The following is a 15939-nucleotide window of genomic DNA, read 5'->3' as shown; positions in this document are numbered from 1 at the left end:
AAAGTCGCTAGGCTGGGAAGCGAACCGTTCTCACAACTGCATCCCGATGCGCTGTACAGCGTCGTACGCTCAGCCAAGCACACCCTGATAGAAGCGACATTCGCGCGCCAACGCATCCGCCAGGCTATCCGCCTGTCGGAAACCGTGACGTTCTTGCGGGTAGAAGCAGTACTCGACCCGAATGTTGCGCTGGCGAAGCGCTGACACCATCAATTCGGTCTGTGCCGGAAGCACCACGGCGTCCAGCCCACCCTGAAAGAAGATCACCGGAACCCTGATCCGCCCCGCGTGGTGCAACGGGGTGCGCTGACGGTAACGCTCGGCATGGCCCTGGGGATCACCGATCAGCCAGTCCAGATAATCCGCCTCGAACTTGTGGGTGGCCCGCCGCAGCGCAAGTGGATCGCTGACGCCATAAAGGCTGGCGCCGCCGCTGAAGCCAGCGTCGGAGGTGAGCGCACAAAGCGCGGTATAGCCGCCGGCGCTCGAACCGCGGACGAAGGTGCGGGCCGGGTCGACCTGCCCGCTCACCGCCAGTGCGGTGACGACCGCGCTGGCATCTTCCACGTCGACCACGCCCCATTGCTCGTGCAGGCGTTGCCGGTAGGCTCGACCGAAACCGCTGCTGCCTCGGTAGTTGACATCGGCCACGGCAAAGCCGCGCTGGGTCCAGTACTGGATCCGCGGATCGAATACCGGGTAGCAGGCCGAAGTCGGCCCGCCGTGCAGGAAGACCACTAGCGGTGGTTTCTCCCCCTCCAAACTCCGACAGTCGGCATTGCAGGGGGGATAGAAAAAGGCATGCGCGGTTTCGTCGATTCCAGTGGCGAAAGTGAACGGCTGGGGCCGCGACAGCTGCTCGGCCGGTAGCGGCTGCTCGCCACCTGCGATGATCTCGGGCCGGCCGGTCCGGCGTTCTATCGCCAGCACCGTTGGCACTCGATCGACGGCAGCGGCGATGCAGTAATAGTGCTGTTCATCGGCAGCCAGTTGCCGACAGCGGGTGAAGGCCGTCGCAAGCTGGCGTTCGCGGCCCTCGTCGTTGCGTTCCAGCAGCAGGCCGTAACCATCGACCATGCGAGTCAACAGCAGACCACCCTCGCTCAGCGGCAGGTAGCTGATCGTGCCCAGTTGCCAGGGCGCCGGCGCATGATCAAAGGGCGCCTGCGTCTCTCCAGCTTCGGGCGCGGCCCCATCGTTCGCAACAGCGAACTCCGGCACCAATCGGCCACCCTCCTCCCTCCAGGGCTGCCACCAGCCGGCCCTGTCGCTCAGGCAGTAGAGCGTCCCGTCCGCGGCGAAGCGTGGCTGTTGCAGCGACTCGCCGCCTTCAGCCCCGGCCAGGCGAATCGGCGTTTGCCAGGTACCGTCCGCATCGCGCTCGGCCATCCACAGACTGGTAGCGGTCCAGGGTTGTTCGGGGCGCTGCCATTGGATCCAGGCCATACGCCGGGCTTCGGCATCGAGCGCTGGCGACGAATAGAAATCCGCCCCCTCGGCGAGGACACTGCGCCCACCGGATTGCACCGAGAAGCTGACCAGCCGGTGCTCCACCCGCTCACCAATATGCGCTTCTTCAACCGCCACAATGGCTGTCTGGCCGGAATCGAACTGAAGGTCGCCGTAGCGGCAATCGGCCTGCTGAGTCAACATACTGGGTCCTGCAGCCTGATCGGCAATAGACTGAAGATGGATCTGCTGATCCCCTTCATTCACGAAAGCCACCCCCCGATCCGTCAGACAGAAGGCCCCACCGCCGTATTCGTAGACCCGGCTGCGCAGCGATAGGCCAGCCGGCGTGATACAGACGGCCCGGCCCGCGCGCCAGTGCCATAAGGTGCAGCGAGCATCCGCCGGCTGGTATTCGATCCAGAACACACCACCATGGCCGGCGCGAATCTCGGCAAAATCACGGCTCGCCGATGCGGCTTTCTCGGCGCTCCAGTCGCTGGGCCAGAAGCCGTAGGGGATTGCGGTCTTGGTCATCTCGATTTCGCTCAACAGGCATCGTTCGGATCGAACGACCTTACACCTTGAGGATCAACTTCGATGCCTTCTCGTTGCGGAACGTCAGTTCATCCAGACCGAGAGGTGCCTGCTCGGCTTCGGTCCGCGCGGCGAGGATAGTGCTGTGGTGTGGCGACTTGCTGCAGACCGGGTCGGCATTGACGGCATCGCCGGTGAGCATGAACGCCTGACAGCGGCAGCCGCCGAAGTCCTTTTCCTTTTCGTCGCAGGACTGGCACGGCTCGGGCATCCAGTCGAAGCCGCGGAACTTGTTGAAGCCGAACGAGTGCTTCCAGATCTGCTCGATGCTTTGCTCGCGCACGTTGGGAAAGCTGATCGGCAATTGCCGAGCGCTGTGACAGGGCAGCGCCGTACCGTCGGGGGTGATGTCGAGGAACAGGTTGCCCCAGCCGTTCATGCAGCCCTTGGGGCGCTCTTCGTAATAGTCAGGCGTGACGAAGATCAGCTTGCAGGGGTGGTTCTCGGCAGCGAGTTTGTCGCGCCACTCATTGGTGATGCGCTCGGCACGCACCAACTGCTCCTTGCTCGGCAGCAGCCCGGCACGGTTGAGTTCGGCCCAGCCGTAGAACTGGCAAGTGGCCAATTCAACAAAGTCGGCTTCCAGCTCCAGACACAGCTGGATGATGCGCTCGATATTGTCGATGTTGTGCCGATGGGTGACGAAGTTCAGCACCATCGGATAGCCATGGGCTTTCACCGCACGCGCCATGGCGAGCTTCTGCGCGAAGGCCTTTTTCGAGCCGGCGAGCAGGTTATTAACCTCCTCATCGGCGGCTTGGAAACTGATCTGGATATGGTCGAGCCCGGCGGCGGCGAATGAAGCGATCTTCTCTTCGGTCAGGCCGATCCCCGAGGTAATCAGGTTGGTGTAATAGCCGAGGTCACGCGCCGCTTTGATCAGATCGGCCAGGTCCTGACGGACCAGTGGCTCACCGCCGGAAAAACCCAGCTGCGCCGCACCCATCTCGCGCGCCTGGCGGAACACTTCGATCCACTCGGCGGTGCTCAGCTCATCCTGGTTGCGGGCGAAATCCAGCGGGTTCGAGCAGTACGGGCATTGCAGCGGGCACCGGTAAGTGAGCTCGGCGAGCAACCACAACGGTGGGCCTGGCTCGAAGCCCGGTTTAGCGAAGCTCGATCCAGAACCGTTCAACGGCCACCTCCAGAAACGCGACGATATCTTCCTCAATCCCCTCTGCGTCTGGGTAGCGAGCCTGCAGATCGGCCACGATGGTGCCCAGGTTACGGGCGCCGTCCACTTCGGCCAGGACAGCAGAAGCGCTCTCGTTGAGTTTGATCATGCCTTCCGGGTAGAGCAGCACGTGGCAGTTCTGCGCAGGTTCCCATTGGAAGCGAAAGCCGCGGCGAAAGGCTGGGATCTGGGTCAGTTGGATATCGCTCATGGTCCTCTCTCTCGCCAATGTTGCATCATCGATGGCCGGTGAGTTGGTAGGCCTGAAGCCCATCCCACGCCGGACCTCACTCCTACCCTGCGCATGGCCGTCACAAGGTGATCCCGCGATGCCACACACGCTCGCTGGTCACCGTGTGGTACGGCGGGCGGTCCAGTTCATAGGCCATGCTCATGGCATCCAGCATGCTCCAGAGTACGTCGAGTTTGAACTGAAGAATGTTCAGCATGCGTTCCTGGCTTTCTCGAGTCTTGTAGTGATCAAGAGTAATGCGCAAGCCGTGCTCGACGTCGCGGCGCGCCTCCTTCAGACGCTTGCGGAAGTAGTCGTAGCCGGACGCATCAATCCAGCTGTAGTGCTGCGGCCAGGCATCCAGACGTGACTGATGGATCGTCGGCGCGAACAGCTCGGTGAGGGAGCTGCTGGCCGCCTCCTGCCAGACGGCGCGCCGGGCGAAATTGACATAGGCATCGACGGCGAAACGTACACCGGGTAGCACCAGTTCCTGGGACAGCACCTGCTCACGATCCAACCCCACCGCTTCGGCCAGTCGCAGCCACGCCTCGATACCGCCCTCTTCGCCCGGCGTACCATCGTGATCGATGATGCGTTGGATCCACTCGCGGCGAGTCTCGCGATCCGGGCAGTTGGCCATGATCGCGGCGTCCTTCACCGGTATACACACCTGATAGTAGAAGCGGTTCGCAACCCAGCCCTGGACTTGCTCGCGGGTCGACCGGCCTTCGTACATGGCGCGGTGGAACGGGTGATGGATATGGTAGTAGTCGCCCTTGGCGCGCAGCGCCTGCTCGAACTCGGAACGGGTCATGGCTGGCAGGGTCATGGAGCTTCCTTACGCATGTTGTACGGGTTGTTCGCCCCGGGCAGAGCCCGGCGTGCATCAGCGACGGGGTGCCGAGCGCCGCTCGTGTTACAGCTCGATGCTCATCCCATCGAACGAGACTTCGATTCCATGCGCGTCCAACTCCCCTCGCTCGGGGGAGTTTTCATCGAGGATCGGATTGGTGTTGTTGATGTGGATGAGGATCTTGCGCGCAGCAGGCATGCCATCGAGCACCTCGATCATGCCGCCGGGGCCGCTCTGCTGAAGATGACCCATTTCGGTGCCGAGCTTGGTGCCGACTTCACGCATGAGCATTTCGTCATCGCGCCAAAGGGTGCCGTCGACCAGCAGGCAATCGGCGCCACGCATGATCTCCAGCAACTCGGCGCTGACCTTGCCCAGACCCGGGGCGTAGAACAGCGTACCGCCGGTTTTTTCATCGTCGATCAGCAGGCCGATGTTGTCGCCCGGATGTGGATCGTTGCGGTGCGGCGAGTAGGGAGGCGCCGAGCTGCGTAGCGGGATCGGCGTGATTCGAAGATTCGGGCAGGCCGGTATACGGAAGCTGCGTTCCAGCGCAATGGGGTTCCAGCGCAGGCCACCGTTCCAGTGTTCGAGCATCTTGAACAGGGGAAAACCGGTGCTGAGGTCCTGATGGACCATCTCGGTACACCAGACTTCGTGCGGACAGCCTTCGCGCAGTGTCAGCAGTCCGGTGGTGTGATCGATCTGGCTGTCCAGCAGGACGATGGCGCCAATTGCGGTGTCGCGCGGTGCACGGGCTGGCTGCAGTTTCGGAAAGGATTCCAGCTGGACACGGATATCCGGTGATGCGTTGCAAAGTATCCAGTGTTCGCCGTCGTCGCTGATGGCGATGGACGATTGGGTACGGGCCTGCGCGCGTATGGTACCGGCGCGCAATCCTGCGCAATTGGCACAGTTGCAGTTCCATTGAGGAAAGCCGCCGCCAGCAGCCGAACCGAGAATCTGGATGAACATGGGCAGCTCCCTGAAAACGAAACCCCGACCTGAGCCGGGGCGGATAACTCAGCGATTAGCGAAGTACATGGTGACTTCGAAACCGATACGTAGGTCAGTGAAAGCGGGTTTGGTCCACATGGCTCGATCCTCTTCTTATTGGCTGACGGATTATCCCGACGGCCCCATTAAGCACCCATGTCAGCAGAAAGCAGAATGGTACTTTGGAAGGAGACAACACGCTGCCTTGGTAGTGCCTGGCACTTGGACCTAACACCTTCTTTAATTCGTCGGAAAGGCGATCGTAGAGCCCTTGGCGACCGCTCGCGCCGCTCAGGGCAGCGTCGAGGTCAGCGCACCACTGACGAGGCAGGTCCCAGACGGATCTGCCGCAGGCATCGACACAACAGCTCCGGTACGCGCCCCATGCACCGCCACGAGCGGTCGCGAAACGCCGGATTGCGGCTTATCGCGGAGCCAAAAAAAAACGCGGCCAGAAGGCCGCGCTGCGTTGACGAACCACTGAGGCCGCACCCAGTCAGCCTGTGATCCCCGCACTCAGGTGCGAGCAAATGATGCCGGCGCGCTGGAGCGAACGCGCCGGGTCCTCCGAGGTCGATCCCCGCGGCTTAGAAGAAGCCCAGCGGGTTGATGTCGTAGCTGATGAGCAGGTTCTTGGTCTGCTGATAGTGATCGAGCATCATTTTGTGGGTTTCGCGGCCGACACCCGACTTCTTGTAGCCGCCGAACGCAGCATGCGCAGGATACAGGTGGTAGCAGTTGGTCCAGACGCGGCCAGCCTTGATGCCACGGCCCATGCGGTAGGCACGGTTGATGTCGCGAGTCCAGACGCCGGCGCCCAGGCCGAACTCGGTATCGTTGGCGATCGCCAGTGCTTCGGCCTCGTCTTTGAAGGTCGCCACGCCGACCACGGGCCCGAAGATCTCCTCCTGGAATACGCGCATCTTGTTGTGGCCCTTGATCAGGGTCGGCTGCACGTAGTACCCGGAAGCCAGACCACCTTCGAGCTTCTCGGCGGCACCGCCGGTGAGGATCTGCGCGCCTTCCTGCTGTGCGATCTCCATGTATGAAAGAATCTTGTCGAACTGCTGCTCGGACGCCTGGGCGCCGACCATGGTGTCGGTGTCCAGCGGATTGCCACGCTTGATCGCCTTGATCTTCTTCATCACCACTTCCATGAAGGGCTCGAAGATCGACTCCTGAATCAGGGCACGCGACGGGCAGGTGCAAACTTCGCCCTGGTTGAAGAAGGCCAGTACCAGACCCTCAGCGGCTTTCTCGATGAACGCGGGTTCAGCATTCATGATGTCTTCGAAAAAGATGTTCGGGCTCTTGCCGCCCAGCTCCACGGTGCTCGGAATGATGTTCTCAGCGGCGCAGCGCATGATGTGCGAGCCCACCGGGGTAGAACCGGTGAAAGCGATCTTGGCAATGCGGGTGCTGGTCGCCAGCGCCTGCCCTGCTTCCCGGCCAAAGCCCTGGACGATGTTCAACACACCCGGCGGCAACAGGTCACCAATCAGCTCGGCGAAGACCATGATTGACAGCGGCGTCTGCTCGGCAGGCTTGAGCACGATGCAGTTACCAGCGGCCAAGGCCGGCGCCAGCTTCCAGGCGGCCATCAGCAGCGGGAAGTTCCAAGGAATGATCTGACCGACCACACCCAGCGGCTCATGGAAGTGATAGGCCGCGGTGTGCTCGTTGATCTCGGCGGCGCTGCCTTCCTGGGCGCGGATGCAGCCAGCGAAGTAACGGAAGTGATCGGCAGCCAGCGGCACGTCGGCATTCAGGGTTTCACGCACGGCCTTGCCATTGTCCCAGGTCTCGGCGATGGCCAGCTGTTCCAGGTTGGCTTCGATGCGATCGGCGATCTTCAGCAGAATCAGCGCGCGGTCCTGTACCGATGTCTTGCCCCAGGCATCGGCAGCGGCATGTGCGGCATCCAGGGCCTTCTCCACATCCTCCGCGCCGGAGCGCGGGAACTCGGCGATCACTTCACCGTTGACTGGCGAGGTGTTGACGAAATACTCACCCTTGACCGGCGGCACGAATTCGCCGCCGATGAAGTTGCCGTAACGCGGTTTGAAGGAAATGACGGCGCCTGCGGTACCGGGTTGGGCGTAGATCATGATGGGCCTCTCTTTCTCTGCTTGTCAGAGCCTGCGCCGGAAGGTGCACAGGGCATGGACCGATCTTAGGCAGCGCGCTCAGGCCTACGGTATGCACCCATGGCAGCGGAGAACTCCTCATTTGGTAGTAGATGCCAACGGCGCTGGCCAGCGCCCTGAGGGTGATTCAGGCGTCGTCCAGAGCCATTTTTCACTCATGAAACCGTGGAGTGTGGTTCCCCGCGGGCAGTCGGGATTGAGCCTAAGCAAGGGCGGACAGGCCGTATGTCTCTCGTGTTCGGCTAACCTCTTCGCCTGAGTCAATCGAAGCCGCATGGAACGTCAGGCCACTGAATTGCGCGGCGCTGTAGTTAACCGATCCGTAAAAACAAAAGGCCGGCTGTTAGCAGCCGGCCTTTCGTTTGGAGCCGAAGATCAACGCTTGGCTACGACCTGGTCCTTCGGCAATTTGAACGTCCAGACCATGCCGCCCTGGTTGAAGTCCTTGATGCGCTTGGCGACTTCACCGCCCCACAGCGGGACAGCACCACCCCAACCGGAAAGCACGGAGACGTACTGCTCGCCATCCATTTCCCAGGTGATCGGCGAACCGATCACGCCAGAGCCGGTGTTGAACTCGTAGAGTTTCTTGCCGGTCTTGGCATCGAATGCCATCAGGTAGCCTTCCGGATTGCCGGTGAACACCAGGTTACCCTTGGTTGCCAGCACACCCCCCCAGAGCGGCGCGTAGTTCTTGTAGCGCCAGACTTCCTTGCCGGTCTTCGGGTCGATGGCGCGCAGCACACCGATGTATTCCTCGTTCAGCGGATGGATGGTGAACCCAGCGCCCAGATAGGCTGCGCCCTTCTTGTAGGCGACGCCTTCGTTCCAGATGTCCATGCCCCACTCGTTGGATGGTACGTAGAACAGCCCGGTGTCCTGGCTGTAAGCCATCGGCATCCAGTTCTTGCCGCCAAGGAATGACGGCGCGACGAACACCGACTTGCCCTTGTCCGCATCGCCTGGCGCGCCCGGACGGTTGGCATCGTCGTAAACCGGGCGACCGTCCTTATCCAGGCCCTTGGCCCAGGTGATCTTGTCGACGAACGGGAAACCACGGATGAACTTGCCGTTGGTGCGGTCGAGCACGTAGAAGAAGCCGTTACGGTCGGCGGTGCCGGCAGCCTTGATGGTCTTGCCGCCGTCCTGATAGTCGAACGAAACCAGCTCGTTCACGCCGTCGAAGTCCCAGCCGTCATGCGGCGTGGACTGAAAGTGCCACTTGATCGAGCCGTCGTTCGGGTCGAGCGCCAGACGCGAAGACGAGAAGAGATTGTCGCCCGGGCGCAGGTGCGAGTTCCACGGTGACGGGTTGCCGGTGCCGAACAGCAGCGAATCGGTATCCGGATCGTAGTAGCCGCCCAGCCAGGGCGCGGCGCCGCCGGTTTTCCACAGGTCGCCCGGCCAGGTCTTGCCGGCTTCACCGCCGGAGATGCCATTCTCGACCTTCTTGCCGTCCTTCATCACGTAGCCCATGTGCCCTTCCACGGTCGGACGGGTCCACACCAGCTCACCATTCTTGGCGTCGAACGCCTGGATCATGCCGACAACACCGAATTCGCCGCCCGCCAGACCGGTGATGACCTTGCCCTTGACGATCATGGGCGCGGCGGAAATCGAGTAGCCCGCCTTGTAATCAGCGACGGTTTTTTTCCAGACGACCTTGCCAGTGTCCTTGTTCAACGCCACCAACTTGGCATCCAGAGTCCCGAAGATCACCAGGTCGCCATACAGCGCGACACCGCGGTTGATCACGTCACAGCAAGGCATGATGCCGTCGGGCAGGCGCGCATCGTATTGCCAGAGTTCCTTGCCGGTACGGGCATCCACGGCAAAAACACGTGAATAGGAGCCGGTCAGATACATCACACCGTCTTTGACCAGCGGCTGCGCTTCCTGCCCACGCTGCTTCTCACCGCCGAGGGAAAAGCCCCAGACCGGGCGAAGTTGGCTGACGTTTTCGGTGTTCAGTTTGTCCAGTTGACTGTAGCGCTGCCCCTGCGGGCCCAGGCCGTTGGTTACGATCTGATCGGTGGACTTGGCGTCATTGAGAATATCCTGATCAGTGACTGCCCAAGCCGACACGCTGGACATCGCCATGGCGGCGCATAGCGCGGTCAGGGCGAAGGGCTTGCGAAGACCGGTGTGCTTCATTGCGGCTACCTCTACGGGTTCATTGTTATCGTCGCCGGGAAGTTTTCCCGGTCTGCTGCCGATTCTTCGTTGCAGGCCCTTTGCCAACAATTGCACGCAGTACCCATTTTCCTCCTCCCTTGGTAGCAATACCGCCACGTAGGCCGCGCCAACTCGGCGTTGGAAGGTCCTGGCCGGGCGGGACCCGACACCGAAGTCGCAACCCAGGGGCCCGAAAAGACAATTCCTCGCGACGATAACAGTCCGTAAAAAAGCGGTTCCTCAGCTCACAAGGACATGAGCCATGTGTCGTTCCCTGTTCCTTATCTTTGTCCTGATGCTGGCCGCTGAAAGCCAGGCGGCGCCAGCGATTCGTATCGGCTTGAACTACCCGAGTACCGGCAACTACAAAAGCGAAGGTCTCGAGTTGCGTCGCGGCGCCCTGCTCGCTGTCGACGACATCAATCGCGAGGGTGGCGTGCTCGGCAGGCCGCTGGAGCTGCTCAGCCACAATTCGGCGGCACGCGATGAAAAGGCCAGTGCCAACATCGATCGCTTCGCCGCTCAGGGTGTTTCCATGGCCTTCGGAGGTGCCACCAGCGAGGAAGCCATCGCCGCAGGGCAACGGGCGCGCGAGCTGGGCCTGTTGTTCTTTCCGACGCTGGCCTACGCCAACGCCATCACCGGCCGCGATGGGCAACGCTACCTGTTCCGCGAAACCAACAGCGCCTGGATGAGCGCGCGCGTGCTAGGCGAGTACCTCAGCTGGCACCTGCCCAACCGCCGTTATCACTACATCTGCCTCGATGACAGCTGGGGCCACAGCATGCAGCAGGCGCTACGCGAAGCCACTCGCAGCCGCGATCGTGCGCGCCACGGCTTCAGCCGCATCAGCGTCAGGGGCGCGCGGCATGACGAATATCTCGCGGCCTTGAACAAGGCGGCCGCCAGCAACGCCGACGTGCTGGTCGTCGTGCTGCTCGGGCAGGACCTGGTGCAGATGATGCGTCTCGCGCACGACATGCGCCTCGATCGGCGAATGCAGATCATCGTGCCCAACCTGACTAGCAGCATCGTCGAGCAAGCCGGCCCGCAGGTCATGGAGCATGTCATCGGTACCACCGCCTGGACCTGGCAGGTGCCTGCGTTGGTCAAGAGCGCTGATGGCCAGGCCTTCGTTGACGCCTACATTGCCCAGCATCAACGCTACCCGGACAGCACCACCGCCTCGGCCTACAGCGTCGTTCGAGAGTGGGCCGCGGCCGTTCAGCGAGCCGGGAGCCTGGACAGCGAAAAGATCATCTCCGCGCTGGAGGAACACCATTACAGCCTGCTCAAGGATGACCAGTACTGGCGCGGCTTCGACCATCAGAACGTCCAGAGCATCTATGCCGTGCGGGTCCGCTCGCGCAGCGACATCATGCAGGACCGGTTCAAGCAGGACTATTTCAGCATCATCCACCGCATGGGCGGCGAGGAAGCGGCGCCCAGCCGTGACGATTGGCTGGAGGAGCGCGGCGACGACCCAATCCTGCGATAATCGTCGGCCTGTCGTGCCGGATACCCCTCAGGCTCCGCCTCTTTTCAACGTCAGCAGGCCCAGCGGGCGCTGACGCTTTTCGTTTTCGCCAGGTGATCGCTGCCGCCCCGAACCGCGGTCGGGGCGGTGCCTGAGCGCAGCACCGCGCAGCGCTGTGGGTGCCATGACGAGGCGCGGGGGAGCGGTATCGGCAGGTCCCGATCATTTGCCGCAGGATGAGCAATGAAGCAACGATGGCCAGCGTTTCCCTGGGTCTGTTTCGCCATGTGTGTCGGCGTCATGGGCACCGCGCTCATTTCACCGCTGTACCCGCTCTATCAGCAGGCCTGGCAGCTGCGCACCAGCGACGTCTCGCTGATTTACGTGATCTACATGCTCGGTGCACTCGCCGGGCTGCTGTTCATGGGGCGGCTGTCCGACACGCTGGGGTTTCGCCGCGTGATGCTGGCGGGCCTGCTGCTCGGCTGGGGTGGCACCTTGCTGACGATGCTGGCGTGGAATCTGCCGAGCCTGAATATCGGTCGCTTCGCGGTAGGCCTGTCCTCGAGTTTGATCGTCACCAGCGCCTCGGTGGGCCTGGTGCAGATCTCCCGTGACGGCGCCTCGCAGCGTATTTCCACCCTCACCAGCTTCCTGCTCGCCTTCGGTTTCGGGCTCGGGCCCTTGACCGGCGGCGTTATCGGCCAGTGGATGCCGCACCCGCTGACGGTCACATACCTGCCTTCGCTAGCGCTCGGGGTGCTGGCCGTCTATGCCTTGATGCGCGTGCAGTTGAAGCACCACGAGGCTAACGCGGACGCAGTGCTCGATTGGCGAGCCTTCATCCCGCGCTTGGCCTGGGCGAAGCGCAGCGATTCGCTGGCCTTCCTGCTGACCTGTGCCTGCCCGTTCTTCGCGTTCGGCGTGTTCGGGCTTTATGCATCCATGGCCCCATTGTTTCTGGAAAAGATGATTCCCTGGCACGGTCCGGTGGTGAGCGGGACGTCCATCGGGGTCATTCTGCTGGCTTCGGCCATTACGCAGCTGGCATGCGCACGGATTAACCTGCGTTGGTGCGGCCTGCTCGGTCTGCTAGCAGTGGCACTCAGCAACGCCATGCTCGTACTCAACTTCAAGCTCGGCTCGCCAACCGTATTCATCATCGGTGTCTGCGCAACGGCAACCGGGCATGGCCTGTGCCTGCTAGCGGGCATTAGCATGGTCAACCGCATCGCCAGCTCGGCCGAGCGCTCCGGACTGATCTCGACCTATTTGGTGTGCGGCTACGTCGGCAGCATCGTGCCCCTGCTCGGCGCGGGCTGGATTGCTGATCATTACGGCCTGCCGGTGGCGGTGACAGCGCTGGGATTGGGTGTGATGGTGATCGCCACGCCGCTGGCGGTGTGGTTTTTCGTCCATCCACGAGTGCGCGATGCCTGACGGTGCAGACCGCTGGATTCCCCGGCGCATCGGCCAACGCTGCCGAGGCAGCGGTCAGACCTCGGCCGTCAGCCGATAACCGACACCGGCCTCCGTGACGATGAATCGCGGCGCCGCGGGATCATCCCCAAGCTTGCGCCGCAGGTGCCCAACCACCACGCGCAAATAATGGGTATCGCCGCTGTGACTCGGCCCCCAGATATCCTTCAATAGCTGCTGTTGCGTGACCACACGGCCGAGATATCGGCCCAGCTCCGCCAGCACGGCGTACTCCTTGCGGGTCAGGCTGACCTCCTGGCCGTCGAGGCTCACCCGCCTGAAGGCAAAGTCGATGCACAAGGGGCCGGACACCACCTGGCTCAGCACCGATTCCTGGCCCGACGCCTGGCGCAACAGTGCGCGGACGCGGGCGAGAAATTCGTGAATACCGAAGGGTTTGGTGACGTAATCGTTGGCGCCACCATCGAGCGCGGTGACCTTTTCCGCTTCGCTGGCACGTACCGACAACACCAGCACCGGCACCTGGCTCCATTCACGCAGCTCGCGCAATACCTTCTGGCCATCCATGTCTGGCAGGCCCAGATCGAGCACCACCAGGTCGGGCTTCTCAAGCGCCGCACGCGCCAGGCCTTCGGCACCGGTCGCGCTTTCCAGTACGCGATAGCCCTGAGAACCGAGGCTGATGCGCAGGAATTTTCTGATCTGCGGCTCGTCGTCAATGACCAACAGACTGGCTTGCTGGCTCAAGAGCGGTCCTTTTCGAATTCCGGTTGAGGTTGCAACGGCAGCTCCAGAACGACACTGGCGCCGTGACCGTCGAGGCCATCGCCGACCGAGACGCGGCCTCCATGGGCGCCGATCATGCCCTGGCAGATAGCCAGGCCAAGGCCGGTTCCCGGACCGCCCCGGTCGCCGCGCGCGGCGGTGTAGAACATGTCGAAGATTCGCACGCGCTCGGCCTCGGGCACGCCTGGCCCTTCGTCGCTGACGATGAAACGCAGGTGATCGGCATCCACCTCAACCTCCACCCGCAAGCGTCCCTGTGGCGGCGAAAAGCGCGCGGCGTTCTCCAGCACGTTGACCAGCGCCTGCTCGATCAGCGCTGGATGGACATAGAGCAACGGCAGCGAATCGGGGATCGACACCTCCAGCTTCAGCTCAGCGAGCACACGCTGAAGACGCTGCAGTGCGCTGGCGACGATATCACCCGGTGTGGTCCAGTCGCGGATCAGTTTCAGGCCGCCGTGCCCCAGGCGGGTCATATCGAGCAGATTCTGGATATAGCGATCCAGCCGCTCGGCCTCGTCCCGGGTCGCGTCCAGCAGTTCCTGCCGATCGGCTTCGCTCATGCTTCCACCCAGCGTCGCCAGGCTGTCGATGGAGCCGCGCATGGCGGTCAGCGGCGTGCGCAGATCGTGGGAGACGGAGGCCAGCAAGGCGCTGCGCAACTCCTCGGTTTGTCCATGCAAACGAGCGGCTTCCAGCTCTTCGGCCAGCATCGCGCGTTGCAATGCCTGCGCCAGCGGATGGGCGAGCGCGGCGATCAGCCGACGCGTTTGCGGTCGCCCCGCATGGGTCTGCCGGATGCCAAGCAGGCCGAGGGTGCGCGTCTCGCCATTCAGAGGCAGCCACCACCAGTGGCCGCTCGGCAACGTATCGGTGCCCTGCCCGGCGGGCTGGCCACGCCGCCAGGCCCAGTCGGCCGCCGCCTGCTCCTGCTCGGCGAGCACCTGCATGTCGCCGTTGAACAACCATTGCGCATCCTTGCCGCGCGTGACGACCACCGCCTGCACCCCGCGCAGCTGCTGCAACTGACGCACCGCCGCGACACCGACCGCCTGCACATCGGTGGCGGCACTGAGCTGGCGCGAGAGATTGAGCAAGGCTGCGGTTTCCGTCTGGGTCTGGCGCAACGCCTGATACTGCCGACGCTGACGGCTGGCTAGGTTACCTGTCAGCACCGCCATCAGCAGGAAGAATAGCAGCGTGAGCACGTCTTCCTGCCGCGCCACGATAAAGGTGAAGGTGGGCGGGATGAACAGAAAGTCGTACAGCAGAAAGGAGGCGCCAGCACAGGCCAACGCCGGGCCAAGGCTGCTGCGCACGGCGACCACCAGTACGGCGGAGAGAAACACCAGGGACACATTCGGCAACTCGAGGTAGCGCGACAGCAGCAGTGCCACAGCGGTGGCGACGCCCGTCGCCATGGCAGCGAGCAGGTAGTTGCGCCAGTCGAAGGCTACCTTGGTCGCTGCGGTGCTCATCGCATGGACCGGTTGCTGGGAAAGGACGCTGACTTCCAGCCCCTGTCCTGCCCTGATGAGCTGTTCGGCAATGGTGCGCCTAGACCACAGGCTCCATGCCTTGCGCATACCCTGGCTGCTGCCGACCAGCATCACCGTGGCCAGCCGCTCGGTCGCATGCTCCAGCAGTGTTCGCGCGATGTGCTCGCCCCGCAACTCGACTACCTCGCCACCGAGACGTTCGGCAAGTTGCTGGGCGGACTGAAGAAAGCCCAACTGCATCTCGCCGCGACTGGTGCCATTGCTGACGTGGACTACCGACCAGGGCAGATGGCGCCGCTCCGCCACGCGGGCGGCGTGGCGCACCAGGCCTTCGGCGGATGCATCGCCGTCGATCCCCACCAGCAAGCGGCCGCGCATGACCGGCGCCGTTTCGCCCAGGCTTCGCGAGCGCCGCAGCAGATCTGCATCCACGCGTGCCGCCGCGGTCTGCATGGCCAGCTCGCGCAGCGCGGTCAGGTTGGTCTGGGTGAAAAAGGCATCGATTGCCGCCCGCGCCTGCTCCGGCACGTAGACCTTGCCTTCGCGCAAGCGCTCAAGCAATTCACGCGGAGGCAGGTCGATCAGCAGGATTTCGTCGGCGTTGTGCAGGACCCAGTCCGGAACCGTTTCACGCACCTGCACGCCGGTGATCGTACGGACTTGATCGTTGAGGCTTTCCAGATGCTGCACGTTGACCGTGGTGTAAACGTCGATGCCCGCCTCGAGCAATTCCAGCACGTCCTGCCAGCGCTTGCTGTGACGGCTGCCAGGGACGTTGCTGTGTGCGAGCTCATCGACCAGAACCAGACCCGGACGCATCTGTAACAACCCTTCCAGGTCCATCTCATCCAGCGTCACGCCGCGATAGTCGCTGCGGGTCAGCGGTTGTTCCGGCACCCCCACCCGCAGCGCTTCGGTGTCAGCTCGGCCGTGCGACTCGACCACGCCGGCCAGCACCTGCCTGCCGAGGCGCAATTGTCTCTGCGCCGCCTGCAGCATGGCGTAGGTCTTGCCCACGCCGGGCGCCGCGCCGAGAAACACCTTGAGTCGGCCTTGCCCCTGGTGGGGCTGGTCATCCAGCAAGGCATCGGCGTGCGGGGCATCGCTCATT

12 protein-coding genes are annotated in these 15939 nt (G+C 63.0%); 2 read left to right on the top strand and 10 right to left on the bottom strand.

Annotation, left to right across the window (positions count from 1 at the left end):
- Positions 1-69: 69 nt before the first annotated feature.
- The 8 genes from ACL0K2_RS01440 to ACL0K2_RS01405 all read right to left on the bottom strand — a co-directional run bounded on the left by ACL0K2_RS01440 (position 70) and on the right by ACL0K2_RS01405 (position 9605).
- Positions 70-1986: a prolyl oligopeptidase family serine peptidase gene (locus ACL0K2_RS01440; protein ID WP_413043602.1), complete on the bottom strand. Its 1917-nt coding sequence runs from the start codon at positions 1984-1986 to the stop codon at positions 70-72.
- Positions 1987-2026: 40 nt separating this feature from the next.
- A complete protein-coding gene (gene pqqE, locus ACL0K2_RS01435; protein WP_045162018.1) occupies positions 2027-3181 on the bottom strand; it encodes a pyrroloquinoline quinone biosynthesis protein PqqE in 1155 nt (384 codons plus the stop codon).
- Complete coding sequence (pqqD, locus tag ACL0K2_RS01430; protein ID WP_045162017.1) at positions 3153-3431, bottom strand: pyrroloquinoline quinone biosynthesis peptide chaperone PqqD; 279 nt, start codon at positions 3429-3431, stop codon at positions 3153-3155. Before pqqD ends, pqqE begins: the two co-directional genes overlap by 29 nt.
- A gap of 100 nt (positions 3432-3531) precedes the next feature.
- Positions 3532-4284, bottom strand: coding sequence for a pyrroloquinoline-quinone synthase PqqC (pqqC, locus tag ACL0K2_RS01425; protein WP_045162016.1), 753 nt, complete (start codon positions 4282-4284; stop codon positions 3532-3534).
- A gap of 87 nt (positions 4285-4371) precedes the next feature.
- Positions 4372-5283, bottom strand: coding sequence for a pyrroloquinoline quinone biosynthesis protein PqqB (gene pqqB, locus ACL0K2_RS01420; protein WP_413043601.1), 912 nt, complete (start codon positions 5281-5283; stop codon positions 4372-4374).
- Positions 5284-5331: 48 nt separating this feature from the next.
- Positions 5332-5403: a pyrroloquinoline quinone precursor peptide PqqA gene (gene pqqA, locus ACL0K2_RS01415; protein WP_003253598.1), complete on the bottom strand. Its 72-nt coding sequence runs from the start codon at positions 5401-5403 to the stop codon at positions 5332-5334.
- 488 nt (positions 5404-5891) lie between these two features.
- Positions 5892-7412, bottom strand: coding sequence for an aldehyde dehydrogenase family protein (locus ACL0K2_RS01410; RefSeq protein ID WP_045162012.1), 1521 nt, complete (start codon positions 7410-7412; stop codon positions 5892-5894).
- A gap of 414 nt (positions 7413-7826) precedes the next feature.
- Positions 7827-9605: a PQQ-dependent methanol/ethanol family dehydrogenase gene (locus tag ACL0K2_RS01405; RefSeq protein ID WP_045162010.1), complete on the bottom strand. Its 1779-nt coding sequence runs from the start codon at positions 9603-9605 to the stop codon at positions 7827-7829.
- A 283-nt stretch (positions 9606-9888) separates the two neighbouring features.
- Between ACL0K2_RS01405 and ACL0K2_RS01400 the strand changes: the two genes are divergently transcribed.
- Both ACL0K2_RS01400 and ACL0K2_RS01395 read left to right on the top strand, forming a co-directional pair.
- Positions 9889-11124 carry an ABC transporter substrate-binding protein gene (locus ACL0K2_RS01400; RefSeq protein ID WP_413043600.1) on the top strand — a complete coding sequence of 412 codons (1236 nt, stop codon included), beginning with the start codon at positions 9889-9891 and terminating at the stop codon, positions 11122-11124.
- Between the two features lie 222 nt (positions 11125-11346).
- A complete protein-coding gene (locus tag ACL0K2_RS01395; RefSeq protein ID WP_413043599.1) occupies positions 11347-12543 on the top strand; it encodes an MFS transporter in 1197 nt (398 codons plus the stop codon).
- 54 nt (positions 12544-12597) lie between these two features.
- On the opposite strand, the gene ACL0K2_RS01390 is transcribed toward ACL0K2_RS01395, so the two are convergent.
- Both ACL0K2_RS01390 and ACL0K2_RS01385 read right to left on the bottom strand, forming a co-directional pair.
- Positions 12598-13290 carry a response regulator gene (locus ACL0K2_RS01390; protein ID WP_413043598.1) on the bottom strand — a complete coding sequence of 231 codons (693 nt, stop codon included), beginning with the start codon at positions 13288-13290 and terminating at the stop codon, positions 12598-12600.
- Entirely contained in the window at positions 13287-15938 is a 2652-nt protein-coding gene (locus tag ACL0K2_RS01385) for a DUF4118 domain-containing protein (protein ID WP_413043597.1), read from the bottom strand. Before ACL0K2_RS01385 ends, ACL0K2_RS01390 begins: the two co-directional genes overlap by 4 nt.
- Position 15939 lies beyond the last annotated feature (1 nt).

It is taken from the genome of Pseudomonas sp. YJ42 (assembly GCF_047225135.1).
Taxonomy (GTDB): Bacteria; Pseudomonadota; Gammaproteobacteria; order Pseudomonadales; family Pseudomonadaceae; genus Stutzerimonas; species Stutzerimonas stutzeri_E.
Note: the sequence above shows the minus strand (reverse complement) of the source record. Positions and strands in the feature narration are given on the sequence as shown.

Coding starts and splice junctions, on each gene's coding strand:
- ACL0K2_RS01385 (WP_413043597.1), bottom strand. CDS start 15,938: ATGAGCGATGCCCCGCACGCCGATGCCTTGCTGGATGACCAGCCCCAC.
- ACL0K2_RS01400 (WP_413043600.1), top strand. CDS start 9,889: ATGTGTCGTTCCCTGTTCCTTATCTTTGTCCTGATGCTGGCCGCTGAA.
- ACL0K2_RS01440 (WP_413043602.1), bottom strand. CDS start 1,986: ATGACCAAGACCGCAATCCCCTACGGCTTCTGGCCCAGCGACTGGAGC.
- pqqC (WP_045162016.1), bottom strand. CDS start 4,284: ATGACCCTGCCAGCCATGACCCGTTCCGAGTTCGAGCAGGCGCTGCGC.
- pqqB (WP_413043601.1), bottom strand. CDS start 5,283: ATGTTCATCCAGATTCTCGGTTCGGCTGCTGGCGGCGGCTTTCCTCAA.
- ACL0K2_RS01410 (WP_045162012.1), bottom strand. CDS start 7,412: ATGATCTACGCCCAACCCGGTACCGCAGGCGCCGTCATTTCCTTCAAA.
- ACL0K2_RS01395 (WP_413043599.1), top strand. CDS start 11,347: ATGAAGCAACGATGGCCAGCGTTTCCCTGGGTCTGTTTCGCCATGTGT.
- pqqD (WP_045162017.1), bottom strand. CDS start 3,431: ATGAGCGATATCCAACTGACCCAGATCCCAGCCTTTCGCCGCGGCTTT.
- ACL0K2_RS01405 (WP_045162010.1), bottom strand. CDS start 9,605: ATGAAGCACACCGGTCTTCGCAAGCCCTTCGCCCTGACCGCGCTATGC.